This window comes from Kribbella speibonae, from assembly GCF_004331375.1.
Classification (GTDB): domain Bacteria; phylum Actinomycetota; class Actinomycetes; order Propionibacteriales; family Kribbellaceae; genus Kribbella; species Kribbella sindirgiensis.
Genome location: NZ_SJKC01000001.1, coordinates 222,912 through 246,070, shown reverse-complemented (window position 1 = coordinate 246,070; position 23,159 = coordinate 222,912). Strand labels below are relative to the sequence as shown.

At 68.4% G+C, this 23,159-nt stretch carries 23 protein-coding genes; 11 read left to right on the top strand and 12 right to left on the bottom strand.

Annotated features, from left to right (window positions below; all coding sequences use genetic code 11):
• Positions 1-354: 354 nt before the first annotated feature.
• On the bottom strand, positions 355-906 hold the full coding sequence (locus tag E0H92_RS01275; protein ID WP_131284734.1) for a MarR family winged helix-turn-helix transcriptional regulator: 552 nt from the start codon (positions 904-906) through the stop codon (positions 355-357).
• A gap of 197 nt (positions 907-1,103) precedes the next feature.
• On the opposite strand from E0H92_RS01275, the gene E0H92_RS01270 reads away from it, so the two are divergent.
• The 6 genes from E0H92_RS01270 to E0H92_RS01245 all read left to right on the top strand — a co-directional run bounded on the left by E0H92_RS01270 (position 1,104) and on the right by E0H92_RS01245 (position 6,786).
• The gene (locus E0H92_RS01270) at positions 1,104-2,120 is read left to right on the top strand and encodes an ABC transporter ATP-binding protein (RefSeq protein WP_131466919.1); all 1,017 of its coding nucleotides are present in this window, start codon (positions 1,104-1,106) and stop codon (positions 2,118-2,120) included.
• Positions 2,117-2,923 (top strand): ABC transporter permease, encoded by an 807-nt coding sequence (locus E0H92_RS01265; protein WP_131495105.1) that lies wholly within the window; start codon positions 2,117-2,119, stop codon positions 2,921-2,923. Before E0H92_RS01270 ends, E0H92_RS01265 begins: the two co-directional genes overlap by 4 nt.
• A complete protein-coding gene (locus E0H92_RS01260) occupies positions 2,916-3,725 on the top strand; it encodes an ABC transporter permease (protein WP_131495104.1) in 810 nt (269 codons plus the stop codon). The genes E0H92_RS01265 and E0H92_RS01260 overlap by 8 nt, the downstream gene beginning before the upstream one ends.
• Positions 3,726-3,817: 92 nt before the next feature.
• A complete protein-coding gene (locus E0H92_RS01255; RefSeq protein ID WP_131466916.1) occupies positions 3,818-4,594 on the top strand; it encodes a DUF8175 domain-containg protein in 777 nt (258 codons plus the stop codon).
• 11 nt (positions 4,595-4,605) lie between these two features.
• On the top strand, positions 4,606-5,943 hold the full coding sequence (locus E0H92_RS45435; protein ID WP_165549661.1) for a TrbL/VirB6 family protein: 1,338 nt from the start codon (positions 4,606-4,608) through the stop codon (positions 5,941-5,943).
• Positions 5,944-6,000: 57 nt separating this feature from the next.
• Positions 6,001-6,786, top strand: a complete 786-nt coding sequence (locus E0H92_RS01245) for a metallophosphoesterase family protein (protein WP_131495102.1) — start codon at positions 6,001-6,003, stop codon at positions 6,784-6,786.
• 619 nt (positions 6,787-7,405) lie between these two features.
• On the opposite strand, the gene E0H92_RS01240 is transcribed toward E0H92_RS01245, so the two are convergent.
• Entirely contained in the window at positions 7,406-8,050 is a 645-nt protein-coding gene (locus tag E0H92_RS01240; protein WP_131466914.1) for a GNAT family N-acetyltransferase, read from the bottom strand.
• A 52-nt stretch (positions 8,051-8,102) separates the two neighbouring features.
• Between E0H92_RS01240 and E0H92_RS01235 the strand changes: the two genes are divergently transcribed.
• Both E0H92_RS01235 and E0H92_RS01230 read left to right on the top strand, forming a co-directional pair.
• Positions 8,103-9,029: a hydroxymethylglutaryl-CoA lyase gene (locus E0H92_RS01235; RefSeq protein WP_131495101.1), complete on the top strand. Its 927-nt coding sequence runs from the start codon at positions 8,103-8,105 to the stop codon at positions 9,027-9,029.
• A 42-nt stretch (positions 9,030-9,071) separates the two neighbouring features.
• Positions 9,072-9,905 (top strand): helix-turn-helix transcriptional regulator, encoded by an 834-nt coding sequence (locus E0H92_RS01230; RefSeq protein WP_131466912.1) that lies wholly within the window; start codon positions 9,072-9,074, stop codon positions 9,903-9,905.
• Here E0H92_RS01230 and E0H92_RS01225 read toward each other — a convergent pair.
• On the bottom strand, positions 9,892-10,587 hold the full coding sequence (locus E0H92_RS01225; protein WP_131495100.1) for an EcsC family protein: 696 nt from the start codon (positions 10,585-10,587) through the stop codon (positions 9,892-9,894). The two genes, E0H92_RS01230 and E0H92_RS01225, sit on opposite strands and share 14 nt — an antisense overlap.
• Positions 10,588-10,707: 120 nt before the next feature.
• On the opposite strand from E0H92_RS01225, the gene aat reads away from it, so the two are divergent.
• Positions 10,708-11,373, top strand: a complete 666-nt coding sequence (aat, locus tag E0H92_RS01220) for a leucyl/phenylalanyl-tRNA--protein transferase (protein WP_131495099.1) — start codon at positions 10,708-10,710, stop codon at positions 11,371-11,373.
• Here the strand turns inward: aat and E0H92_RS01215 are convergent.
• On the bottom strand, positions 11,366-12,052 hold the full coding sequence (locus tag E0H92_RS01215) for a TetR/AcrR family transcriptional regulator (protein ID WP_131466909.1): 687 nt from the start codon (positions 12,050-12,052) through the stop codon (positions 11,366-11,368). The genes aat and E0H92_RS01215 overlap by 8 nt on opposite strands.
• A gap of 111 nt (positions 12,053-12,163) precedes the next feature.
• On the opposite strand from E0H92_RS01215, the gene E0H92_RS01210 reads away from it, so the two are divergent.
• Positions 12,164-12,631: a nitroreductase/quinone reductase family protein gene (locus E0H92_RS01210; protein ID WP_238173260.1), complete on the top strand. Its 468-nt coding sequence runs from the start codon at positions 12,164-12,166 to the stop codon at positions 12,629-12,631.
• Here the strand turns inward: E0H92_RS01210 and E0H92_RS01205 are convergent.
• Together E0H92_RS01205 and E0H92_RS01200 are read right to left on the bottom strand one after the other, a co-directional pair.
• Complete coding sequence (locus E0H92_RS01205; protein WP_131466908.1) at positions 12,628-14,415, bottom strand: ABC transporter ATP-binding protein; 1,788 nt, start codon at positions 14,413-14,415, stop codon at positions 12,628-12,630. The genes E0H92_RS01210 and E0H92_RS01205 overlap by 4 nt on opposite strands.
• Positions 14,402-16,198, bottom strand: a complete 1,797-nt coding sequence (locus E0H92_RS01200; protein WP_131495098.1) for an ABC transporter ATP-binding protein — start codon at positions 16,196-16,198, stop codon at positions 14,402-14,404. The genes E0H92_RS01205 and E0H92_RS01200 overlap by 14 nt, the downstream gene beginning before the upstream one ends.
• A 742-nt stretch (positions 16,199-16,940) precedes the next feature.
• On the opposite strand from E0H92_RS01200, the gene E0H92_RS01195 reads away from it, so the two are divergent.
• On the top strand, positions 16,941-18,005 hold the full coding sequence (locus E0H92_RS01195; RefSeq protein ID WP_131466906.1) for an adenosine deaminase: 1,065 nt from the start codon (positions 16,941-16,943) through the stop codon (positions 18,003-18,005).
• On the opposite strand, the gene E0H92_RS01190 is transcribed toward E0H92_RS01195, so the two are convergent.
• From E0H92_RS01190 to E0H92_RS01165, 6 genes are all read right to left on the bottom strand, one after another.
• Entirely contained in the window at positions 17,997-18,764 is a 768-nt protein-coding gene (locus E0H92_RS01190) for an ABC transporter permease (protein WP_131466905.1), read from the bottom strand. The two genes, E0H92_RS01195 and E0H92_RS01190, sit on opposite strands and share 9 nt — an antisense overlap.
• Positions 18,761-19,741, bottom strand: coding sequence for an ATP-binding cassette domain-containing protein (locus tag E0H92_RS01185; protein ID WP_131495097.1), 981 nt, complete (start codon positions 19,739-19,741; stop codon positions 18,761-18,763). The genes E0H92_RS01190 and E0H92_RS01185 overlap by 4 nt, the downstream gene beginning before the upstream one ends.
• Positions 19,742-19,882: 141 nt before the next feature.
• A complete protein-coding gene (locus E0H92_RS01180) occupies positions 19,883-20,578 on the bottom strand; it encodes a PadR family transcriptional regulator (protein ID WP_131466903.1) in 696 nt (231 codons plus the stop codon).
• A 57-nt stretch (positions 20,579-20,635) separates the two neighbouring features.
• Positions 20,636-21,685, bottom strand: a complete 1,050-nt coding sequence (locus E0H92_RS01175) for an acyltransferase family protein (protein WP_165549660.1) — start codon at positions 21,683-21,685, stop codon at positions 20,636-20,638.
• Between the two features lie 92 nt (positions 21,686-21,777).
• Positions 21,778-22,194: a GNAT family N-acetyltransferase gene (locus E0H92_RS01170; RefSeq protein ID WP_131495095.1), complete on the bottom strand. Its 417-nt coding sequence runs from the start codon at positions 22,192-22,194 to the stop codon at positions 21,778-21,780.
• Entirely contained in the window at positions 22,194-23,147 is a 954-nt protein-coding gene (locus E0H92_RS01165) for a GlxA family transcriptional regulator (RefSeq protein ID WP_131284776.1), read from the bottom strand. The genes E0H92_RS01170 and E0H92_RS01165 overlap by 1 nt, the downstream gene beginning before the upstream one ends.
• Positions 23,148-23,159: the final 12 nt, after the last annotated feature.

The window sequence follows — 23,159 nt, the reverse complement described above, 5'->3', positions numbered from 1 at the left end:
CCCGCCGCCCCACGCCACCGGATCGCCCGACCCGCCGAGCCCGGTCCCGCCGAGCCCGGTCCCTCGGCTGCCGGTCCCCCGGGTGCCGGTCCGTCACCGCCGGATCCACCCGGCCGCGCACTAGAGCCACCATCGAGCCCGCGCGTGCTACCGCCCGAGGCGGTCTCCGAAGCCGGGGAGGTTGTGCTCCGGGCAGCGTAGGTGGGCCACTCGTCGGAGGTGCTCGTCGTGCCGGGGTTCGGCTGGTCCGAGGGTTGTTTCACTTCTCAACCATTGCGCGATGGGGCGCCCGACACCAGTCGGGCGCCCCATCCGTTAGTCGCGGGTAATGCTCTTGTGTAGTTGTGAGGTTGGTCAGATCCGGTCGGGTGTGATGGGCCCGAGCCCCGGGCGGCCGTTCGGCCAGCGGCGGGCGTTGTCCCGCACTCGACGGAGCTTGCCGAGAACGACGTCCTGCTCGTCGGCCAACTGGGACATCCAGAGGCTGTCGATCTCGAGCAGGTGGTCCGGCAGTGCGTCGCGCAGCCGCCGCTTTCCCTCCTCGGTCAGGACCGCGAACGAGCCGCGGGCGTCGTCGGGACAAGGCTCCCGGCGGACCAGTCCGAGATTCTCGGCGCGGTCGACCAGCCGGGTGATGCCGCCGGTGGTGACGGTCAACTCCCGGGCGAGGGAGGTAAGACGCTGCTTCTCCCCGGTGCTGCGGGCCAGCCGCAGCAACAGTTCGAACATTGCCATTTGCAGTCCACTGCGCTTCAGGGAATGACGCATCAGGTGATCCAACTCGGCTGCTGCTTCTCGCAGCAGGCCGTAGGCCGTCAGTACGTCGCTTTCCCAGGGTTCGGCAGCGCGGGTGGGTTCTGCATCGGCGAGCGCTAGGGGCGAGCAAAGCGAAGGCGCGATGGTCATGCGCGGACTCTATTAGCTGACTAGGTCACTTCGCTACACGGGGTGACCTTTCGGCTACAGATCGACCCAGAACCGCAAGACCCTGAGCCTAACCGGCCGACTGCGGACAGATCCGGTCTAGAACGGTGAATTTCAGACTGCGGTGTCGCCGGATCGGTGGGAGGATGACCATTCTGCGCTCGCTGGGGAGGGTACGCATGGCGGTGATCGAGGCGGCTGAGCTGGTCAAGGAATTCAGCCGGCCGGCCGTACTGGAGGGCCGGCTGCCACGACTGCGGGGGCTGTTCAGCACCAAACGCGACATCACCCGCGCGGTGAACGGGGTGAACTTCGAGGTCGAGCCCGGTGAGCTCGTCGGGTACCTCGGCCCGAACGGCGCCGGCAAGTCGACCACGATCAAGATGCTGACCGGGATCCTCACCCCGACGTCCGGGGTCTGCCGGGTCGCCGGGCTGGAGCCGTCCCGGGACCGCGCCCGCAACGCCCGCAACATCGGCGTCGTCTTCGGCCAGCGGACCCAGCTCTGGTACGACCTCCCGCTCCGCGACTCGTTCGAGGTCCTCTCAGACCTCTACAACCTCGACCGCACGACGTACCGCAAGCGCGTCGGTCTGTTCACCGAGTTGCTCGACCTGTCCGACTTCCTGGACACGCCGGTCCGCTCGCTGTCGCTCGGCCAGCGGATGCGGGGCGATCTCGTGGCCGCGATGCTGCACGAACCGTCGATCCTCTTCCTGGACGAGCCGACCGTCGGCCTGGACGTGGTCGCGAAGGCCCGGCTGACCGAGTTCATCGCCGAGACCAACAGGTCCGACGGGACGACGGTGGTGCTGACGACGCACGACATGGAAGACGTCGAGCGGCTCTGCCAGCGCATCATCGTGATCGACTCGGGCACCGTCCTGTACGACGGCGACCTGTCGCGGTTGAAGGAACGCTTCATGCCGTACCGGTTCCTCGTCCTCACCCTGGCCGAGCGCAGCATCCGCCGCGTCGCGGACATCCCCTCCGCGACCGAGGTGGAGACCAGCGCGGTCGGAACCGTCCTGCCTTACCCGGACCGCAGCGTCGTCCTGCGTTTCGACCCGCGGGAGGTCACCACGCCCGAGCTCATCGCGCGGGCGTCGCAGGTGTACCAGGTCGACGAGCTGTCGATCGTCGATCCCCGGCTGACCGACGTGATCTCCCAGCTGTACGACGGATTGCTGACGTGAGCACGGCGGACCAGGTCAGGGCGTTCCGCGGGATGACCCGTGCCGGAACCCGATCCGTCCTCATCTACCGAGGCGATCTGATCACCGGCGCGGTGACACTGGTGATCCAGGTCGTCCTGGCGATCGCGGTCTGGCGGATCGTGTACTCCGGACGCGGGCCGGTCGACGGCGTGGACGCCCAGACGGCGGTGGCGTACGCGGCGATCGCAGCGTGTCTCCAATCGGTTCTCCTTCCGTGGCAGTTCTCGACGTTGCCGATGCGGATCCGCAACGGGCAGATCGCGACCGACCTGACCCGGCCGCTCGGTCTGATCTGGCAGGTTTTCGGCCAGAACCTCGGCGTACTGCTCGGCCGGCTCCCGCTCGGCGCGATCGGGCTCGCGGCCGCGGCGGTCCTCGGCGCGCTGACGCTGCCGCCGGGATGGGCTGCGGGTCTCCTCTCGCTGGTGGCGACGGTCGGCGGCGTACTCGTCGCGATGCTGTGCAACCTGATCGTTTCGATGGTGACGTTCTGGACGTTCGAGGTCAGCGGGCCGTTGATCGTGTACCGGTTCGGGAGCGCGTTCCTCTCCGGATCGTTGATCCCGTTGTGGTTCATGCCGGGATGGTTGCGGGGCTCGGTCGAGTGGCTGCCGTTCCAGGCGCAGGTGTACACACCCGTGTCGATCTATCTCGGGCAGACCCGGGGCGGTCAGGCTCTCGCGCTGGTCGGCGTACAGCTGGTGTGGGTGGTCCTGCTGACGGTCCTCCTCGAACTGGTCTGGCGACGGGCGCGGTACCGGGTGGTGGTGCAGGGTGGCTGAGCAGACGTGGCTGCGTCAGTACGTCGTCCTCGAACGCGCGGCGTTGCGGGCGCAGTTGCAGTACCGCGTGAACTTCTGGACCACTCTGATGGGCGGGGTCGCGTACCAGGGCACGCAGTTGCTGTTCCTCGGCGTACTCCTCGGGAAGTTCGGCCTGATCGGCGGCTGGGGGTTCTCTGAGGTCGCGTTCGTGTTCGCGATGCGGCTGGCGTCGCACGCGCTGTACGTCGTCCCGTTCGGGGCGTTGCGGTTGACCGACGAGATGGTCCGCGACGGTGAGTTCGACCGGGTCTTGTTGCGACCGGTGAACCCGTTCCTGCAACTGGTCACGCGGATGTTCCCGCTGATGTCGCTCGGGGACGCGCTGCTCGGCTTCGGCGCGCTGGTCGTCTTCGGCTGGCAGGCGCCCGTCGACTGGACCCCGGCGAAGATCGGCTACCTGATCCTCGCGGTCGTCGGCGGCGGCCTGGTCGAGACCGGCATCCAGACGTTCTTCTGCGGACTGTCCTTCGTCGCCACATCCACGTTCTCCCTTCGCATCTTCGCCGACAGCTCGATCACCCAGTTCTCCGGCTACCCGCTGACCATGTTCGGCCGGGCGACCTTCTACGCGTTCTGCACGCTGTTCCCGATGGCGTTCATCTCCTTCCTGCCGGCGACAGTTCTGCTCGACCGCACCTCCGACGTCCCGCTCCCCACCTGGCTGACCACCCTCTCCCCGCTCGCCGGCGTCATCGTCTTCGTCCTCGGCTACACCTTCTTCACCAAGATGATGCCGAGATACACGAGCCCCGGGAGCTGAGCTTTCGGGCCTGTGGATAACTTCCGCGGCGGTCCGGCGATTTTTGCGAGCCTTGATCCGTGAGGTTGCCAACCTTCGGATCGGGGAGTCGGATGAGCAAGGACAAGGACGAGAAGTCGCCGTACGGCGCTGGATTCATCGCGGCCTGCATCGTCGTCGGTGCGGTCCTGATCTGCGGGATCGTCATCATCTTCGCGGGCGGGGACCGCTCGGCCCACGCGATCGCCCCGGCCCAGCAGCCGGTCGAGGCCGCCTCGGTTCAGCCCACGGACGAGCCCGCGTCCGCACCTGCCAGTGGCCCGGCACAGACATCCAGGCCCGAGCGGCGGTCGGGTTCGTGCGGCCTTCCTGCCGGTGACCAGACCGTTCCCGCCGAGGCACCGACCGCCGACGGGTGGGATGTCAGCCGGAAGGTCGTCGTACCGCGCTCCTCGACGTACGGACCGGGCACGACCGACTCCGACGGGTTCCGGCACTGCTTCGCGCATTCGCCGACCGGCGCGGTGTACGCGGCGTACAGCGCGATCGCGGCGATCGCTGACCAGAGCAAGCTCGTGCCGACGGTCAAGAAGCTCATGGTTCCCGGGCCGGCGACCGACAGCCTGCTCCGCCAGGCCGCTACGGGCGGGTCGTCGAGTGACGCCTCGACGGTCCAGGTCGTCGGCTACCGGGTCATCGCCGCCGCTCCGGATCAGGTGACCCTGATGCTCGCCATGCCCGTCGAGTCCGTGTACATGAGCGCCAACCTGACCCTGGTCTGGCACCAGGGGGACTGGCGAGTCCAGCCGCCACCTCCCGGCGAGGCCGTCGGAGCCCCCTTCTCCCAGCACCGCGACCTGAGTGACTTCGTGAAATGGAGTGGTATCTGATGTGCTCGCCCATGGACATGAAGTGCCAGGTCGTCGAAGGCGTCCAGTCCGCCGCCAGCAACTGGATCGGCTACGTCAATCAGGTCTCGACGGACTTCTTCTCGACGATCCTCAACTCACTGGCGACCTTCTGGGTCAAGCCGGAAACCCCGGTCTCGCTCGCGACCAGCATCGACGACGGCCACACCTGGACCGACAGCAAGACGGTCGCGTTCGTCCAGGGGCAGACCCTCAAGCTGACCCTCACGATCCTTGCCCTCGCGATCGTCATCGCCGGCCTGCGGATGGCATGGGAGCAACGCGCGAAGCCGGTCCAGGACCTGCTCAAGGCGCTGCTGACCTTCATCGTCGTCACCGGGGCCGGGACAGCCACGGTGCAGCTATTGATCGCCTGGTCGGACGCCTTTTCCCTGCAGGTGATTCAGGCCGCCATCGGAGGCGAGGGCTTCGAGTCGACCATGAAGAACCTGCTGACCAATCCGACCGAGCACGGCAGCGGTGCGGGGATGACCTCGGTCCTGATGCTGATCCTGATCGGCCAGGTCGCGGCGTGGGCGTCACTCATCCAGATCGTGCTGATGCTGATTCGATCGGCGATGCTCGTGCTGCTCGGTTCGACGCTGCCGCTCGCGGCCGCGGCGACCAACACCGAGGTCGGCAAGGCGTGGTTCAAGAAGTACTGCGCATGGACCCTGGGGTTCATCGCCTACAAACCCGCGGCGGCGCTCATCTACGCGGCCGCGATCAAGCTGAAGGACGACAAGATGCTCGGGACGAGCACCGGGCTGATGCAGTCGCTCACCGCCTTGATGATGATGTTGCTCGCTGTTCTGGCCATGCCGGCGTTGCTGCGCCTCGCGGTGCCGATCACCGCGGCTGTCGGGGGCGGGTCGGCCGGGATGGGTAGCACCGGCCCCGACACGGGTTCGCTGGCGTCGGGTGCGGTCAACGTCGGTTCGTCCAGTGGTGCTCGCGGGGGCAGTCTCAGCGCGGCCTCGTCGGGTGGTGGCGCCGGGGCGTCGGGGGCTGGGGCCGGCGGGGCTGGGGCTAGTGGGGCTGTGACGGCTGGGGGGAAGGCGGCGGGTGGGGCTGGGCTTGGGCCGGCGGGGGTTGCTGCGGCTGCGGGGAAGAAGGCTGCGGGGGCGTTCGCCGGGGCGGCGGCGCATTCGGCGGGTGAGGCTGGTGGTGGTAGTTCGGGGGCGTCAATGCCTCGGTCGAGCGGCAGCCGGTCGGGCGGCGGCCGCGCGAACAGCCGAAGCGCAGGCGGACGGACCGGCCCGAGTCCAAGCCCCAAGGTTCCGGCCGGTTCCACGACCGGCGGAGACACCGGCCCCTCTGGCAACTGGTAGTCAGCTGCCCGGGACCTGGTAGTCAGTTCGCGGACCGGCGGGTGAAAGCATGCCGGGATGGGGCTGGATCGGATCGCGTTGATTTCGGATGTGCACGGGAATCTGACGGCGTTGGAGGCGGTGCTCGCGGATATCGAAGGGCGCGGGATCGAGCGGGTGTTCAATCTCGGGGACTACGCGGGGAAAGGGCCGCGAGGGCAGGCGGTCGTGGACCGTTGCCAGGAGGTCTGCGAGGTGAACATCCTCGGGAACTGGGACGACTTCCTGCCCGATCCCGAGCGTGTTGAGGACAGCGAAGGTCTGCGGTGGTGGCGGAACGAGCTCCGCGAGGACCAGTGGGCGTGGTTGCGGGGACTGCCGTTCTGCCACGACTTCCTGCTGAGCGGCCGGCAGGTGCGGCTGTTCCACGCCTCGTCGGCGGATGTTCATCACCGGATCGTGTTCGATCATGATGAAAAGCAGTACGCGAGCTTTTTCGAGAACACCCCGGCGACCGGGGACGGGCCGGTGCCGTCGATCGTTGGGTACGCCGACATTCACGACCCGTTCTACGAGGAGGACCGCGGGCGGACGCTCTTCAACACGGGCTCGGTCGGCAACAGCCTCGGTGATCCGACGCCTGGGTACGTGATCCTCGAAGGGGTGCTGGACTCACCCGATCCGGCGCCGCACTCGATCCAGTTCGTCCATGTCCCGTACGACGCGCACGCCGAGCTGGCGATCGCCCGGGAACTCGGGATGCCGGAACTCGACGGCTACGAAGCCGAGATCATCCGCGGCGTCTACCGCACGACGTTCTACGCCGGCCGGAATCCCCGGTACCACCGCCCCGCACTCAGGTGATTGCCCCTCTTGCGAAGCGTATGTGGGTTGGCCGGAGTGAGCCTGAGCGGGCGTGGCGTGAATCGGAGAGGCGGTGTGGGGAGGCTTTTCTACCCGATCCGGGAAGAAATCCTCCCCATATCCGCGACCTTCGAGCCGGGTGCCCCTGGAGAAGTCGTGGGTGGGCAGTGTGGGTTTGGTCTGCTGTCGGTCCAAGGGGCGAACCCTGAACAGCGGGGAAACAAAGTTGCAGATCGCGACAGTTTCTTTCCCAACAAGACAGCTCACCCGCTCCAACGACACCACACGCCGTCGCGGGGCACCGCCGAAACCCACGACTCGATGCACTCGACCGATACCGGCAACCGGGAACACGCACTGGGGACCGGGAACAGGCAATGGTGACTGGCGACAGGCAATACCAGGTGCCCACCCGCCATCGCCTGTTCCCTGATCCCAGACCGGTTGGTCACCACCCACACATCGGACAGGAGAGTCGCAATGTCCTGTTCGAGCATCCTGCGGCTGCCTCACGTTCCAGGTTGGGGACTGCACCGCCAGGGCTCTGAGCAGCGATGTCCCCAGGGTTATCCACAGCTGTGCATTGGGTGCTGTCGGCAACAATCTGTTCACTTGCCGGTCACTTGACGAGCAGGGCCTCGGACCCGATCGGCTTGTAGCCGACCGCCAGGAAGGTGCGCAGCGAGGCCGCGTTCCCCGGCGTGACCTGCGCCCAGATCGAGGCGTCCGGCGGGATCAGCGCCCGCGCCGCCAAGGCCAGCCGGCGGCCGTTCCCGTGACCGCGGGCCTCCGGTGGCACCTCGATCGCGCATTCCAGCCGCCCGGCGAGTCCGCGGCCGATCACCACGAGCCCGCCGTGCGCGTCGCCGTACACCCGGACGTCGTCGCGGTACCGCAACGCGCGTTCGACCCGTGGATGCTCGTGGTCGGTGAGTTCGGTCAGGCCTGCCAGCGCGGCGTCGCGCGGTGCCGGGGCGGTGAGGGCCGGGGCGAGCAGCATCGCATCGATCGAGATGACCTCGCGGCCGGTGAACTCCTCGAGAGCGGCGAGGAACGGCGGGTTCGTCGGCGCGCACAGGTCGCCGTCCGGGACCCGCTCCGCGACCCACGCCGGATCGACGTCCGCGGCGATCACGATGTGGCCGGTGAACGCGACCACGCCCGACTCCCGCTCCGACGGCGCGGGGACGACGGTGAGCCCGAGATCCGGGGGCGGGAAAACGCCGCGTTCGACGCCCCGCAGAATGGCAGTAAGAGATGTCATCACGAGCATTGTCGCGGAGACCCCGTGTCATGCTCGCAGAGGAGGCGACAGGATGCGCGAACCGCAGCTGGTGAAGGCCGACGGACTGCCCGACCGGGTCACGATCTACGAGGTCGGGCCCCGTGACGGGCTGCAGAACGAGTCGGCGATCGTCGACCTCGCGGTCAAGGCCGAGTTCATTCGGCGACTGTTCGACGCGGGTCTGACGACGGTCGAGACGACGAGCTTCGTGCACCCGAAATGGGTCCCGCAGCTCGCCGATGCGGCCGAGCTGCTCGACCAGCTGGAACTGCCGGACGGCGTCCGTGCCCCTGTCCTGGTCCCGAACGAGCGCGGCCTCGACCGTGCGCTCGCCGCCGGTGTGAAGGAAATCGCGATCTTCGCGAGCGCGACCGAGACGTTCGCGGCGAAGAACCTCAACTCCACGCTCGACGACCAGTTCGCGATGTTCACGCCGACGATCCAGCGTGCGCTCGCCGAGGGTCTGTCGGTGCGTGGGTACGTGTCGATGTGTTACGGCGACCCCTGGGAGGGCGACGTACCGATCGACCAGGTGGTCAAGGTCGGTGCGCGGCTGGTCGACCTCGGGTGCCACGAACTGTCCCTCGGCGACACGATCGGTGTCGCGACGCCGGGCCAGGTGGGTGCGCTGATCGCCGCGTTCGGTGCGGCCGGGGTGGATGTGGACAAGCTGGCGGTGCATTTCCACGACACCTACGGGCAGGCGCTCGCCAATACGCTCACTGCGCTGCGCGACGGTGTGACCACGGTCGACAGCTCCGCCGGCGGGCTGGGCGGATGCCCGTACGCCGAGAGCGCGACCGGCAACCTCGCCACCGAGGACCTCTTGTGGCAACTCAACGGCCTCGGTATCGAAACCGGCGTCGACCTGGAGAAGCTCGTCACCACCAGCACCTGGATGGCCGAACAACTCGGCAAACCGTCGCCGAGCCGAGTGGTCCAGGCCCTCGCGGGCTGAAAACTGGCTGAAACTGTCAGTGGCGCCTGCCATTCTGGCTAGGTGAGTGCGCAGCGAGCTGAGCTCGGCGAGTTCTTGAAGGCTCGGAGGGCGCGGGTGACGCCGGAGGACGTCGGCCTGCCCAGCGGCGGGCGGCGGCGGACGCCTGGGTTGCGGCGTGAGGAGCTGGCGCTGCTCGCCGGTGTCGGCGTGACTTGGTACACGTGGCTCGAGCAGGGACGGCCGATCAACGCCAGCGGGCAGGTGCTGGACGCTGTCGCGTCGACGCTGCAGTTGACGCCGGTCGAGCGCGAGCATCTGTACCGGTTGGCCGAGGCGACGCCGATGCGGTTGCCGCGGACGACGGACTGCGCGAGCGAGAGCGTGTTCGAGGAGATCGTGGAGGCGCTCGACCCGCTGCCCGCGGTGATCACGAACACCCGCTTCGACATCGTCCGCGCGAACCAGGCGTACCACGACCTGTTCCACGACTGGCACCAACTGCCCTGTATCCACAAGAACCTGCTCTGGTGCATCATCACCGAGCCGTCCGCCCGCGAGCAGCTGCTGAACTACGACACCGAGGTCCCGTATCTCGTCGGCCGCCTGCGCTCGGCGTACGGCGAACACGTCGGCGACCCGGACTGGGAGACCGACCTCGAGCGGCTGCGGTCGATCTGTCCCGAGTTCGCCCAACTGTGGTCACGCCACGAGGTCGCCGCCTGTACGCCGCGCCTCCGCCGCATCCGCAACCCGATCGCCGGCGAACTCCACCTGACCGTCACCGAACTGGCCGTGACGGCCCACCCTGACCTGGTCCTCTACGTCGAGACCCCGGCCGACGACGAAACCCGGGCCAAACTCCAACTCACCCGCGGGACGGCTACGGCTCGATAGGCCGGCGGATGCGCCGGACCAGGCTCTGGTCCGCGAACTGACCGACGCGGTACGTCGTCCAGCCGTCGACGCCGGCGCCCACGGCGCCACCGAGCAGCGGGATCCGGCGGGTGACGGTCAACGCCATCCGCTTGCCGCTGATCCGCCCGATCAGCTCCGCGACGACCTCGCCGGAGATCTGGCGATCCAGCTCCGGGTCGAACACCGGCGCGGTCGCGATCGCGAGCGGGGACGAGACCAGGCTCGACTTCCGCAGCCGCGCCGTCACGCCGTCCTCACCGAGCAGGCAGGTGATGACCGCCGTACGGACCCGTGGGTCGTCGAGGTCGTACCCGCGCAGGTGCGCGATCGCCGCGACCATCCGGCACTGGACGACCGCGAGACCGGTCAGGTTGGCGGGCAGAGCGACGGGCAAGGTGACGAGACCGCCGATGCTTGTGACGAATCCCTGCACGCCGGCGAGCCGGATGTGCTGGTCGATCACGGCCTCGATCGCGTCCGTGACGTCGCCGTCGCACCGTTCGAGCTTGTTGTCCGCGATCCGCTCCGCGCCCGGGAACCGCTGGTACCCGTCGATCGCGATCTCGAGGATCTGACGCAACACACCGCCCGCTGCCGTCGGGGCGAACCGCTGGGCGGCGGGCGCGAGACTACTGGCGACGAACCTGGCTACTCCGGCCACGGTGCTCCTTCCCGCCCGGCCCCACGCGTCAGAACCCGGACGTGCCTCAACTGTACGTGGCTCCCCAGCCCGCGGCACTCGGGACAAACCCTAGGTGTGCCCTGGTGCAAGGATGGTGTTGTGGCGATCGAACCTGCTCCGTCCCACTGGGACTTCCCGCCGGCTGGCGTGGCCGGGGCGAGTGATGTGGTTGCGGGCGGCGCTGACCTGGAGCCGGGGACGGTACTCGCGGCGTACCGGCGGGGCCTGTTTCCGATGCCGGATCATCGCGGTTCGGTGCTGTGGTGGTCCCCGGTCGACCGGGGTGTGATCGAGGTCGCCGGGTACCGGCCGACCCGCTCGCTGCGGCGGGCTCGCGGGAAGTTCGAGATCCGGGTCGACACCGCGTTCGACCGGGTCATTCGCGCGTGCGCGGATCCGCGCCGGCCGGGGTCGTGGATCGACTCCGGCATCATCGCGTCGTACACCGAACTGCACCGGCTCGGCTGGGTGCACTCGGTCGAGGCGTGGGACGGCGACGAGCTGGCCGGCGGACTGTACGGCGTCGCGGTCGGCGGACTGTTCGCGGGCGAGTCGATGTTCCACCACAAGACCGACGGCTCGAAGGCGGCCGTCGCGGGCGCGATCGAGCTGCTGAACGACGAGTACGCCGCCGACCGGGTCTTCGACATCCAGTGGGTCACCGATCACCTGGCCACGCTCGGCGCGGTCTCGATCCCGCGCGAGACCTACGTACGCCGCGTCTCGAAGGCGCTCGAAGTCCCGCTGCCGAAGGCGTTCAGCTGAGCCCGACGAACGCCGCCATCTGCCGCGAGGCCGACGCGAAGAACTCGTCCGCCGGGTCCATCGACCCGACCAGCTGACCGAACAGCTCGAAGCTGAGCATCCCGAACAACTGGGTCCACACGATCACGGTCCGCACCAGCACCGCCGGCGGTACGCCTGGCGCCAACGCGACCAGCACCTCCGTCTGCTGAGCCAGCGCTCCGGACGGCGTGGGCGCGTCCGGAGGCGTCACCAGTCGCCCGGACTCCTGAGCGCGCTGCAACAACCCCAGCAGCAGCAACGGCACCCTCGACGCCGGCTGCACCGTGGTCTGCGGCGCCTGGTAGCCGCTGATCGGGGAGCCGTAGATCAGCGCGTACTCCTGCGGATTGGCCCGCGCCCAATCGCGTACGGCGGCATAGATCGCGATCCAGTCGTCGACCGGATCGCCACCGGCCGGCGCCGCCTCGGCCGCCGCGCCGAGCGCGTCGTACGCGTCGATGATGAGCGCGGTCAGCAGCTCGTCGCGGCTCGCGAAGTACCGGTACAGCGCCGACGACACCATCCCGAGTTCGCGGGAGATCGCCCGGAGCGACAGCGCCTCGGCGCCGACGGTCGCCAGCTGCTGCCGGGCAGCGGTCTTGATCTCCTCGGTCAGCTCGGCCCGGGCTCGTTCACGGGCGGTACGTCCGGCGTTCATGGAGCCAGTGTGCCACAGAAACGAGAGCAGTGCTCTTGACAGGGAGCGGCGATCTAATGTTCACTGATCACAACAGAGAGCACCGCTCTCGCAGAACAGTGAGGAAGCACCGTGACCGAGTACAAGCAGACCTACGACAGCAAGCGCGTGATCACCGCCAACGAGGGCAGCATGCGGGTCTTCAACCGGATCGTCGCGCGGCTGACGAAGCTCGGTCTCAGCCTGATGGGCAGCCGGGTGCTCTCGGTCCAGGGCCGCAAGTCCGGCGAATGGCGCAGTACGCCGGTGAACCTGCTGGTGATCGACGGGCAGCGCTACCTGGTCGCACCGCGCGGCCACACCCAGTGGGTGAAGAACCTCCGGGTGAGCGGCGAGGGCCGGCTGCAGCTCGGCGGAAAGATCGAGACGTTCCGCGCCGAGGAGCTCGCCGACGCCGACAAGTTGCCCGCACTCCGGCTGTACCTGAAGAAGTGGGCCTGGGAGGTCGGCGCGTTCTTCGAGGGCGATGTCACGAAGAACTCACCCGACGAGGTCCTCCGCCACGTCGCCCCCGGCGTCCCGGTCTTCAAGATCAGCTAGTGGTAGGCGGCCGCCTGGATCCGGTACAGGTCTGCGTAGTGACCGTCGCGTGCCATCAGCTCCTCGTGGGTTCCGGTCTCGACGACGTGAGCTCCGTCCAGTACGACGATGAGGTCGGCCATCCGCACCGTCGAGAACCGATGTGAGACGAGGATCGTGATCCGCCCGTCAGAGCTGTCCTTCGCCGCAGCTGCGTACCGCTCGAACAGTGCGTGCTCGGTCTCGGCGTCCAACGCGGCGGTCGGCTCGTCGAGGACCAGCAGCAGCGGCCGGTCCCGCATGAACCCGCGGGCCAGCGCGAGCTTCTGCCACTGCCCGAAGCTGATCTCCGCACCGTCCGGCCAGGTCGCACCGAGCTGGGTGTTCAACCCCGACTCGAGCCGCTCCAGCACGTCCTCCGCACCGGCCCGACCGACAGCGGTGGTGACGGCCGGTACGTCGTCCAGTCGCGGCAGGTCGCCGAGTCCGACGCTGTGCGCCGCGCGGAACTCGAACCGGAAGAAGTCCTGGAACGCACCCGCGATCTTCTCCCGCCACGCCTCCGCCGGGATCCGGTCGAGCGGCCGGTCGTCGACCAGGACCCTTCCGCCCGAGGGCTCGTACAGCTTGCAGATCAGCTTCACCAACGTGGACTTGCCCGCACCGTTCTCGCCGACAACCGCGATCACCTTGCCGGCAGGGAGCGTGAGGTCGACGTCCTCCAGTGCGGGACGCGACGCTCCGGCGTACGAGAATGACACGTGCTCCAGGCGGATGCCGTCGACGATCCGTTCTGGCGCGGGCTGATCCGCTGCGCTGTCGAACGAGGCCGCGTACTTCTCCAGCCAGACCAGCCGCCGTGACCCGTCCAGCCAGATGCCGCGCAGGAACCCGATCTCGCCGACCGTCGCTCCGACGTACGCCGACAACCGCGCGCCGGCGGCCAGGATCAGCAACACCGCGCCGACCGACCCGTTCAGCCCCGAAGCGACGAACAGCACAGCACCGACGTACGCCGCACCGAACACCGCCCACGCGATCCCGTGCCACACCGCACTGATCCAGCGCGCGGCCGCGATCGGTCCGTACCACTGCTCCCACTCGCGGCGCCGTCCCGTGACGAGATCGGGGCCGATGCCGATGACCCGGACCTCCTTGCCGGGAGCAGCTGTCGTCGCGGTCCTGAAGAGGTGATCGGCCAGCCGGCTGTGCGGAGCCTGGCGCTCCTCCACCTCACGCTCGACGCCCGGTCGCCAGCTGGAGCTGAGGACCGTCGGTAGTGCGAACAGCAGCAGCAGCGCCAGCGCCGGATGGATCGACACGAGCAGAGCGACCGTCACGCCGAGCCGCAGGATCCAGCCGCACGTGGAGAACAACGACATGTACATGTGGTCGAGCACGAAGACCTGTTTGCGCAGGACGGACAGCCGGTCCAGGTAGTCACGGCGTTCGTGATGCTCGATGGTGGCGACGGACGCCTGCAGCCGGGCGACATGCGCCTCCAGCATGATCGTCACGCGGTCCCGGAAACGGCGCGAGATCCGCGTCGACAACGTCCGCAGGAACCAGGTCGCCGTCACCGACAACGCCAGGCCGCCGGCGGCCAGCAGCGCGGCCCGCCGGTCGCCGTCCAGTACGCCGTCGGCGAGGATCTTCAGCCACAGCGCGAGCAATGCGTCCGGTACCGCGGCCAGCAGCGTCATCAGGAACGCGGCGACGAGCAGCCAGGGCTCGTGCTGGTACCCGAGCTTGCACAGGCGCCACATCGCCGGCAGTGCGCGGGGCAGGTCGTCAGAGCGTGTCATAGCTGAGCCCTTCCTCGTCGACCTCGGCCGTGAAGCGCTGTGCCTGCAGGTCGAACATCGTCCGGTACCGCCCGCCGAGCGCCATCAGCTCGTCGTGACTGCCGAGCTCGACGACACGGCCGTGTTCCAGGACGCAGATGCGGTCGGCGTGCCGGACCGTGGAGAACCGGTGCGAGATGAGGATCGTGGTGACGTCACGGGTCGCGGTCAGGATCCGGTCGAAGATCGCCGCCTCACCGCGAACATCCAGCTGGGCGGTCGGTTCGTCGAGCAGTACGAGGCCCGCGCCCTGCCGGACAGCGCAGAGCGCCCGCGCCAGCGCGACGCGTTGCCACTGGCCACCCGAGAGGTCGGTGCCATCGCCGTACCCCGTTGCCAACCTGGTGTCGAGATCCGCCAGGTCGTCGGCGCCCGCGTCCGCCAGTGCGGCGCGGATGTCCGCCTCCGGCGCACCGGCCGGCGCGACGTTGTCCCGCAACGGCAGCTCGAGCTTGAGGAAGTCCTGGAAGACCGCCGCGACGCGCGTCCGCCAGGCGTCGACGTCGAGGTCCCGCAGATCGTTGCCGTCGACCCGGATCGTCCCGGAACCGGGGTCGTACAGCCGGCACAACAGCTTGGCCAGCGTGGTCTTGCCCGCGCCGTTCTGACCGACGACCGCGAGCGACGAACCGGCCGGGATCGTCAGGTCCAGGCCGTCGAAGACCTGCCGATCGGCCTGTGGATAACTGAATCTCAGCCCGCGGAGCTCGATCTCCACCGGGCCCGCACCGGCCGGACCGTGCCCGGTGCTCAACGCGCCGGCCGGCGCCATCGCGGGCTCCAGCCGCTGTACGGCGGCGACCGGGGCGGCTGCTCCGTCCAGCGCCCAGTTCAGCCCGCCGAACGCGATCATCCCGACCCCGATCGCGACCTGGGCGAACACCACCAGCCGGTCGAGCGGCAGCTGTCCGTCGATCGCCGCCGACCCGAGCGCCCAGAACACGAGACCGTTGGCCACCACCACGATCAGCAGACTCCAGACCATCGGGCGTTCGCGCAGGCGCGTCGCGGCGTACTGCAGCTCGAACAGGCGTCGGCGGCGCTCGGTGAAGCGCCGTACGGTCCAGTCGGCGAGGCCGAACAGGCGCAGCTCCTTCGCCGCGTCGGGCTCGACGGCTAACTCGTACGCGTAGTTCGCGTGCCGCTGCGCCGCACGGACCTCGGCCGTGTTGCGGTCCTTCCAGACACCGCTCTCCCGGAGCAGCCAGTGCGTCGCGGACCACGCGGCGACGAGCACCAGCGGCGCCCACCAGGTGAATCCGAACAGCACGACCGCGGACGCGATCCCGCCGACCAGCTCGACCAGACTCCCCGCGACGAAGTCGACGTTCAGGTACATCGGCGGCCCGGTCTGCCCCTGGTCGAACTCCCGCGCCACCGTCAGGTCCTCACTCAGCTCCGGATCCTCGAGATGCCCGATCCCCGGCGGCCCGACACAAGCCTTCGCCAGCGCGTCGTTCAGGTACGCCGACACGCGACTCCCCAGGTTGGCGCTGACCGCCTGGTGCACCGGAGTCAGCACCTGCAGCAGGACAAACGTCGTACCCATCAACCCCAACGGCGCCCCCAACCCCTCGCCACGCTGCACCGCCCCCACCAGCCACCCCATGGCCACCGCAAACACCGCCGGCAACGCCCCCCGCACCACCAGCAACCCCCACCAGGCCAGACCCAGCCGGCGATCCGCCCGCAACAACACCCCAAAGAACCGCCACTCAGCCCGCCCACTCAACCGCCTCATCATCCCCTCACGATGACACCCCCAACCGACACAAGTCTTGAACGTTTGCCGGATGGATTGTGCAAGCGTCGCTTGCACAATCGGCCGCACCGACCGCTGCCGCGAGACGATGCCAGGGCGTTGGTGCAACGCTGCGTTGCACAAATGCCGAGCCCATCGAGCGGAGGCGGATACACGAGTAGATATCCGGTTCTTGTGACTGATGTGTGGGTGGTTGGCGCGGCCCGGCGGCCGAGTGTGCATTCTCGACAGGACGTGTCGACTGGCTGGGTAGTGCACTTGAGCGTGATCGCGCCCGCGTGTACGGCGTCTCGCCGGTGCTCTATCTGTCGAGCCGCCGGTACCCCCGCGATCCCCGTGGCTGCTCGGGGCTCCCCAAACCAGTTCGGGGAGCCCCGCATCCCGAAAACGGCAGGTGATCGTCCCCAAACCGGTTTGGGGAGCCTTGCGTGCCGCTGGAGAGAGTGGTGGGTGCGGGCGTGTGGTTGTGCTCTGGTGCCTGGTCCGGGAGTGGACCCTGGACAGCGGGGAAACAAAGGTGCAGATCGCGACGGTTTCTTTCCCGACAAGCTAGGTGGTCCGCTTTGGCGACACCACTCGCTGTCGCGGGGCGTCGCCGAACTCACCGCTTGACGCGCCCCCGGCCGATAGTGGCGCCCGTACCGCACACGCAGGTGGATGGGATTGGGGTGGAACGCCGGGGCAGATGGGGACGGATTTGTGGGCTGGCTGGGAAGATGGCTGGATGATCACTCCTGAGCAGTTGGTTGCGGCGCCGAAGGTGTTGTTGCACGACCATCTGGATGGTGGGTTGCGGCCGGAGACGGTGGTGGAGTTGGCTCGGGAGATTGGGCATGGGTTGCCTCGGGGGGATGCGGGGGAGCTGGGGGCCTGGTTTGTGGAGTCGGCGGATTCGGGGTCGTTGGAGCGGTATCTGGAGACGTTCGATCACACGGTTGCGGTGATGCAGACCGCTGAGGCGATCAAGCGGGTGGCCAGTGAGTGTGTGCAGGATCTTGCGGCGGACGGGGTGGTGTACGCCGAGGTTCGGTACGCGCCGGAGCAGCATCTGAACAAAGGGCTCACGCTCGAGCAGGTCGTGGATGCGGTGCGGGAGGGGTTCGAGCACGGGATGGCGGTTGCCGAGCGGCCGATCGTGGCGCGGCAGTTGCTGACTGCGATGCGGCACAAGGCGCGCTCGATGGAGATCGCCGAGTTGTCGGTCGCGTACCGCGACGCCGGCGTGGTCGGGTTCGACATCGCCGGCGCCGAGGCGGGTTTCCCGCCCACCCGGCACCTGGACGCGTTCGAGTACCTGCAGCGCGAGAACGCGCACTTCACCATTCACGCCGGCGAGGCGTTCGGGTTGCCGTCGATCTGGCAGGCGATCCAGTGGTGCGGCGCGGATCGGCTCGGTCACGGCGTACGGATCATCGACGACATCACGTACGACGAGGCGGGTGAGAAGGCGGAGCTCGGGCGGCTCGCGGCGTACGTGCGGGACCGGCGGATCCCGCTGGAGATGTGCCCGAGCTCCAACCTGCAGACCGGTGCGGCCGACTCGATCGCGAACCACCCGATCGGTCTGCTCGCCAAGCTCCGCTTCCGGGTCACCGTCAACACCGACAACCGATTGATGAGCGGTACGTCGATGAGCCGCGAGCTCGCCCTGCTCTCGGAGGCGTTCGGCTACGGTCTCCCCGACCTCCGCTGGTTCGCGATCAACGCGATGAAGTCCGCCTTCATCCCCTTCGACGAACGACTCGCGCTGATCGACAACGTGATCAAGCCTTGGTACGCCTCACACTGACCGCTGGTAGGTGCGGAAGGCACGGGTGGAAAGCCAACCCACGATCAGGGTGAACGCCAGCAGATACCCGCAGTGCCGCCAGACCGATGACCAGTCCGGTGTGGCGGCGAGGGATTGGCGGGCGGCGATGGTGGCCCAGTCGACCGGGTTGAAGCGGGCGGCGACGTTCACCCAGTGCGGTGCGACCGTCGGGTCGATCATGATCGACGACATGAATGTCAGCGGCAGCGACACGAACTGCGAGATCCCGATCAGGGCCTCCTGCTGACGCGTGAGCAGCGCGACCGCGTTCGAGAGCGACCCGAACGCCGTACCGACCAGCATCGACGCGACGACCGTGACCAGGTAGCCGACGAGCCCGCCGTCGTACCGCGCGCCCGCGGCGATTCCGATCGCGAACACCAGGATCGTCTGGATCACCGTGGTCGTCGCGTTGCTGAGCAGCTGTCCCGCCATCAGCCCGCCGCGGCTGACCGGTGACGCGAGCATCCGGTCCATCACGCCGCGTTCCATGTCCTGCACGAACGACGTACCGCTCCATCCGCTCGTCATCAGAGCCGTCATCATCACGATCCCCGGCGTCAGGAACGCGATGTACGACGAGTCGCCGAAGCCCGGGAGCCGTACGACGCCTTGGAACAGCTGGCCGAACAACAGCAACCAGATCGCCGGCTGCACCAACGTGAACGCGATCAACGCCGGCTGCCGGTACGACGCCCGCATCCACCGTCCGAGGACGAGACCCGTGTGCGCGATCATGCCGCCTCCTCCGCCACGCGGAACGAGCGACCGGTGTGCTGCAGGTACACGTCGTCCAGCGACGGCCGCGACACCGTGACTGCGACCACCGGAATCGCCTTGTCCTCAAGGGCTCCCAGCACAGCGGGTACGGCGGTTGCGCCGCGATCGACCCGCGCGCGCAAAGTGTTGCCTTCGGCAACGATCTCGCCGATGCCGGCCAACTGCCCGAGCAACGCCCGGACCGTACCGTCGGTGTCCGGATCGACGAGTTCGACATGCACCGAGTCGCCATGCAACGAAGCCTTCAAGGACTCGGGTGTGCCCTCGGCAACGATCCGGCCGTGGTCGACGATCGCGAGCTGCCCGGCCAGACGATCGGCTTCTTCGAGGTAGTGCGTGGTCAACAGCACGGTCAGACCTTCTTGCCCCGATAGCCGGACTACCTCGTTCCACAGGTCGGCGCGCGCCTCGGGGTCGAGTCCGGTGGTGGGCTCGTCGAGGAACAGCACCTTCGGCCGGTGGACCAGGCCGAGCGCGACGTCCAGCTTGCGCTGCATGCCGCCCGAGTACGTCTTCACCGGGCGACCACCGTGCTCGGCCAGCCCGAAACGATCCAGCAGCTCACGAGCCCGTTGCACGGACTCCTGGCGGGACAGACCGAAGATGCGCCCGCTCAGCACCAGGTTCTCGATCCCGGTCGCCATCGGGTCCGAGCTGGACTTCTGCGGTACGTACCCGATCGAGCGCCGTACCTGATCCGGCGCGCGATTGACGTCGTACCCGGCGACCAGGGCGCTGCCGGAGTCGGCGCGGGACAGGGTGGTGAGGATCTTGACGGTGGTGGACTTGCCGGCGCCGTTCGGCCCGAGCAGGCCGAGTACGACGCCCTCTCCGACGCTGACGGTCAGGCCGTCGAGTGCGCGGAGCGGTGGGTTCTTGCGGCCGGCCGGGTACGTCTTGACCAGGTCGACCGCTTCGACGGCATGCGTAGCCATCACATGACTCCCTACGGGATTGGGAGCCGGTCCGAGCTGGCTATCCTGATGGTGTGCCCTTGGGTGCCAGGTCTTCGGACCGACTCGAGGAACAGGGCCTTGACCTTTGGTGTTGCCGCACCCTGGGTCAGGGCCCCTCTTCTACTGCGCTTCCGGCGGGATCGCCTGCATCCAGGCGAACTCCTGCCCGAAGTACTTGACGGGATCCTTCAACTGCTCGGCGGGACTGATGCCCTCCTCCAGATAGAGCTTCCAGGCCTGCCGCCAGAACCCGGAGCCGCTGAGTGTGTCCGTGCGGATCTCCTCCACGAGCCGGTGGACGTACGCCGATTCCGCCTGCAGCAGCGCCAGCCGGAACTCCGACTCGACCCAGAAGATCCGCGGGAAGTCCAGCGAGGCCATGTGCTCGTGCGCCGCGGTGATCGACGCGATCTCCGTGTCGATCGCCTTGAGCCGCTGCTCGAGCAGCTCGACGGCGCGGTCGGGCGACAGGCCGGGGAGGTAGGCGAGACCTGCCTCCAGCGGGTGGAACTCGCGTGCCGGCGTACCGACGAGCTCTGCGAGCCAGTCGCCGAACTCGGCCGAGCCGGACTCGGTGATCTGGTAGACGGTGCGCTCCGGCCGGTTGCCGTCGCGGATCGTCTCCAGCGCCTCGACGAAGCCGTGCTTCTCCAGCGCCGCGACGACCGAGTAGAGCGAGCCGTAGTTCACCTTGATGCTCTGGTCCTTGCCGCGGGCCCGGAGCATCGTCGAGATCTCGTACGGGTGCATCGGCCGCTCGCTCAGACTCCCGAGCACCGCGAACGCGAGCGGGTTCGCCACCTTGCGCCGCGCCATGCGCCCTCCTCGATCTCGATTACTCGAAATCGAGTATTAGTTCACGAGTATCCGATGTCAAGTATTCAGCCAGGCGAACGCCCGGGCGCCCAGGCCGCGGACGCGGAGGCCCGCCAGAGCGCGGTACGCCGGCTCCTCGACGTACTTCGTCAGCAGCCAGGCGAGCCCGATGACGCCGATCACCGCGCCGGCGATCTGCACCAGGCGGCCGGCGCCGAGCTCCATCAGGCGGTACGCGATCAGGTAGCCGACGACCTGGTTGAGCAGGTACAGCCCGAACGAGATCCGTGCGAGGAACTGGATCGGCCGCCGTACCCGGGCGAGCACCGTCCAGTCCGGGCCGCGCGCGGCGAGCGCGACGATCACGAGGAGCGCCCCGATGCCAAGCGACGACGGCAGGTCCGCGGTGTGCGCGTGCTGTGCGAAGACAGTCGCCGTGAGCAGGGCGGCCAGATGCACCACGCCGATGCGTCGCTGTGCCCAGAGCCAGATCGCGATGCCGATCGCGAACAGCTGCAGGCGGTGTAGTCCGAGGCCGTTCCACGCCTGCTGCACCCAGAACGGGCTGTGGCCGATGCGGTCGTTCCACTGCAGGACGACCGGCGCGATGATCATGATCCAGAGCAGTGTGGTGATCCGCTGCCCGAGGCCGCGCGGCCAGAGCAGTGCCGCGGCGCCGAACGCCATCAGCTGGAGCGGCAGCGTCCAGTACGAGCCGTCGATGAGCTGGACGCCCGGGTCGAACGAGGCGGCCAGCGTGAGGTTGGCCCACAGGTCGCGCTGCGTCGGCAGGATCCAGTTGCCAGGCGCGAAGAGCACCACGACCAGGTACGTGAACACGACGGCGATCAGGTACGGTGGGAGCACGCGGCACACCCGTCGCCACAACCAGCGGTACGTCGAGCCCTTCCGGACCGTCACGCAGACGAAGTACGCGCTGATCACCAGCAGGACGCTGGCGCCGACCTGGAACGGGTACGGCCCGAGCGGTGCGCCCAGCTCAGGGTGCAGGAACGGGCCTATGTACGTCGTGTGCGTGAAAATCACTGCCAGTACCGCCAGGACACGCACCACGTCCCAGCTCAGCCGGCGGTCCGGCTTCGTCACAACCACTCCATCTACATCGCTGTTACCCCCTCGTGACCTTAGCCAGACCGTGGGGTGGCGATGCAAATCCGCTGGGTGACGCCTTCCTCACATCAGAGTGGCTTGACCCACCGGGACCACTCGGGCTGCGGCGCGTAGCCGGCCGTGGACCAGACGCGGTGCGCGGGAGCGTTCTCGTCGAGCACCATCGCGTCGGCGCGGGTTCCGCCGTACGTCGTGAAGCGGGCCTCGGCGCGGGTGACGAGTTCGCGGCCGATGCCCTGGCGGCGATGGGTCGGTGCGACCGCGAGGCGGTACAGGTGGCAGCGCCAACCGTCCCAGCCGACGATGATCGAGCCGACGACCGTGTCGCCGTCGACGGCGAGGATCAGCGCCTCCGGATCACGGCCGATCAGCCGGCGGACGGCGTCGGCCGAGTCCGGTGGTCGGTGCGAGTCCTCGGCGGCAGTCGCCCAGAACCTCAGTACTGCGTCGATATCGGCTTCGGCAGCGTTGCGGTAGGCAACCATCAGCCGGCGGTCCGGAACGTGCGGCGGTAGTCCTGTGGTGGCACGCCCACCACCCTACGGAAGTGGTGCCGCAGCAGCGCGGCCGTCCCGAATCCTGATTCGGCGGCGATCTGCTCGATCCCCATCCGGGTCTGTTCGAGCAGCGTGCGGGCGCGCAGGACGCGCTGGGTGGTGACCCATTTGAGCGGCGTCGTACCGGTCTCGGCGACGAAGCGACGGGCGAACGTGCGCTCGGACATCTGCGCGCGCCGGGCCAGTGCGGGCACGGTGTGGTCGACGGTCAGATTGTCGACCATCCAGTCGAGGACCGGCTGCAGGCTCTCCCCGGACGACTCCGGGACCGGTACGTCGACGTACTGCCGCTGGCCGCCGTCGCGCTGCGGCGGGACCACCATCCGGCGGGCGATCCGGGTCGCGACCGCGCTGCCGAGCTCGCGGCGCACCAGATGCAGGGCGGCGTCGATCCCGGCTGCGGTGCCGGCGCTGGTGATGATGTTGCCGTCGTCGACGAACAGCACGTCCGGGTCGAGCTTCGCCGCCGGGAACTGGTCGTGGAACTTGTCGATGTAGCGCCAGTGCGTGGTGCAGGCGCGGTCCTCGAGCAGGCCGGCGGCGCCGAGCACGAACGCGCCCGAGCAGACCGTGAGCAGGATCGCGCCACGCGCCTCGGCCCGCCGCAGTGCGTCCAGGATCCGGTCGTCGTACGCGTGCCGCCAGGTGGTGGCCGGGATGCCGATCAGGTCGGCGTCCTCGAGCTCCTCCAGCCCGTACGGCGCGACTACCTGGGAGTGGCTGCTCGTCTCCATCGGCACTCCCGGCGTGGTCGAGCACACCTTGAAGTCGAAAGGCGGCACGCCGTCGTCGGTGCGGTCGATTCCGAAGACCTCGGCCAGGACGCCGAACTCAAACAGGGCGACGTCCTCCATCAGGACGACGGCGATCTTCTGCAGCATCTGGCCAGTATG

What these genes read in the sequence shown, in the direction of transcription:
- E0H92_RS01170 (WP_131495095.1), bottom strand. Translation starts at nt 22,194, where the DNA reads ATGGTTGCCTACCGCAACGCTGCCGAAGCCGATATCGACGCAGTACTG.
- E0H92_RS01275 (WP_131284734.1), bottom strand. Translation starts at nt 906, where the DNA reads ATGACCATCGCGCCTTCGCTTTGCTCGCCCCTAGCGCTCGCCGATGCA.
- E0H92_RS01205 (WP_131466908.1), bottom strand. Translation starts at nt 14,415, where the DNA reads ATGACACGCTCTGACGACCTGCCCCGCGCACTGCCGGCGATGTGGCGC.
- E0H92_RS01245 (WP_131495102.1), top strand. Translation starts at nt 6,001, where the DNA reads ATGGGGCTGGATCGGATCGCGTTGATTTCGGATGTGCACGGGAATCTG.
- E0H92_RS01215 (WP_131466909.1), bottom strand. Translation starts at nt 12,052, where the DNA reads ATGAACGCCGGACGTACCGCCCGTGAACGAGCCCGGGCCGAGCTGACC.
- E0H92_RS01270 (WP_131466919.1), top strand. Translation starts at nt 1,104, where the DNA reads ATGGCGGTGATCGAGGCGGCTGAGCTGGTCAAGGAATTCAGCCGGCCG.
- E0H92_RS01190 (WP_131466905.1), bottom strand. Translation starts at nt 18,764, where the DNA reads ATGATCGCGCACACGGGTCTCGTCCTCGGACGGTGGATGCGGGCGTCG.
- E0H92_RS01195 (WP_131466906.1), top strand. Translation starts at nt 16,941, where the DNA reads ATGATCACTCCTGAGCAGTTGGTTGCGGCGCCGAAGGTGTTGTTGCAC.
- E0H92_RS01200 (WP_131495098.1), bottom strand. Translation starts at nt 16,198, where the DNA reads ATGATGAGGCGGTTGAGTGGGCGGGCTGAGTGGCGGTTCTTTGGGGTG.
- E0H92_RS01255 (WP_131466916.1), top strand. Translation starts at nt 3,818, where the DNA reads ATGAGCAAGGACAAGGACGAGAAGTCGCCGTACGGCGCTGGATTCATC.
- E0H92_RS01235 (WP_131495101.1), top strand. Translation starts at nt 8,103, where the DNA reads ATGCGCGAACCGCAGCTGGTGAAGGCCGACGGACTGCCCGACCGGGTC.
- E0H92_RS01185 (WP_131495097.1), bottom strand. Translation starts at nt 19,741, where the DNA reads ATGGCTACGCATGCCGTCGAAGCGGTCGACCTGGTCAAGACGTACCCG.
- E0H92_RS01180 (WP_131466903.1), bottom strand. Translation starts at nt 20,578, where the DNA reads ATGGCGCGGCGCAAGGTGGCGAACCCGCTCGCGTTCGCGGTGCTCGGG.
- E0H92_RS45435 (WP_165549661.1), top strand. Translation starts at nt 4,606, where the DNA reads ATGGACATGAAGTGCCAGGTCGTCGAAGGCGTCCAGTCCGCCGCCAGC.
- E0H92_RS01165 (WP_131284776.1), bottom strand. Translation starts at nt 23,147, where the DNA reads ATGCTGCAGAAGATCGCCGTCGTCCTGATGGAGGACGTCGCCCTGTTT.
- E0H92_RS01240 (WP_131466914.1), bottom strand. Translation starts at nt 8,050, where the DNA reads ATGACATCTCTTACTGCCATTCTGCGGGGCGTCGAACGCGGCGTTTTC.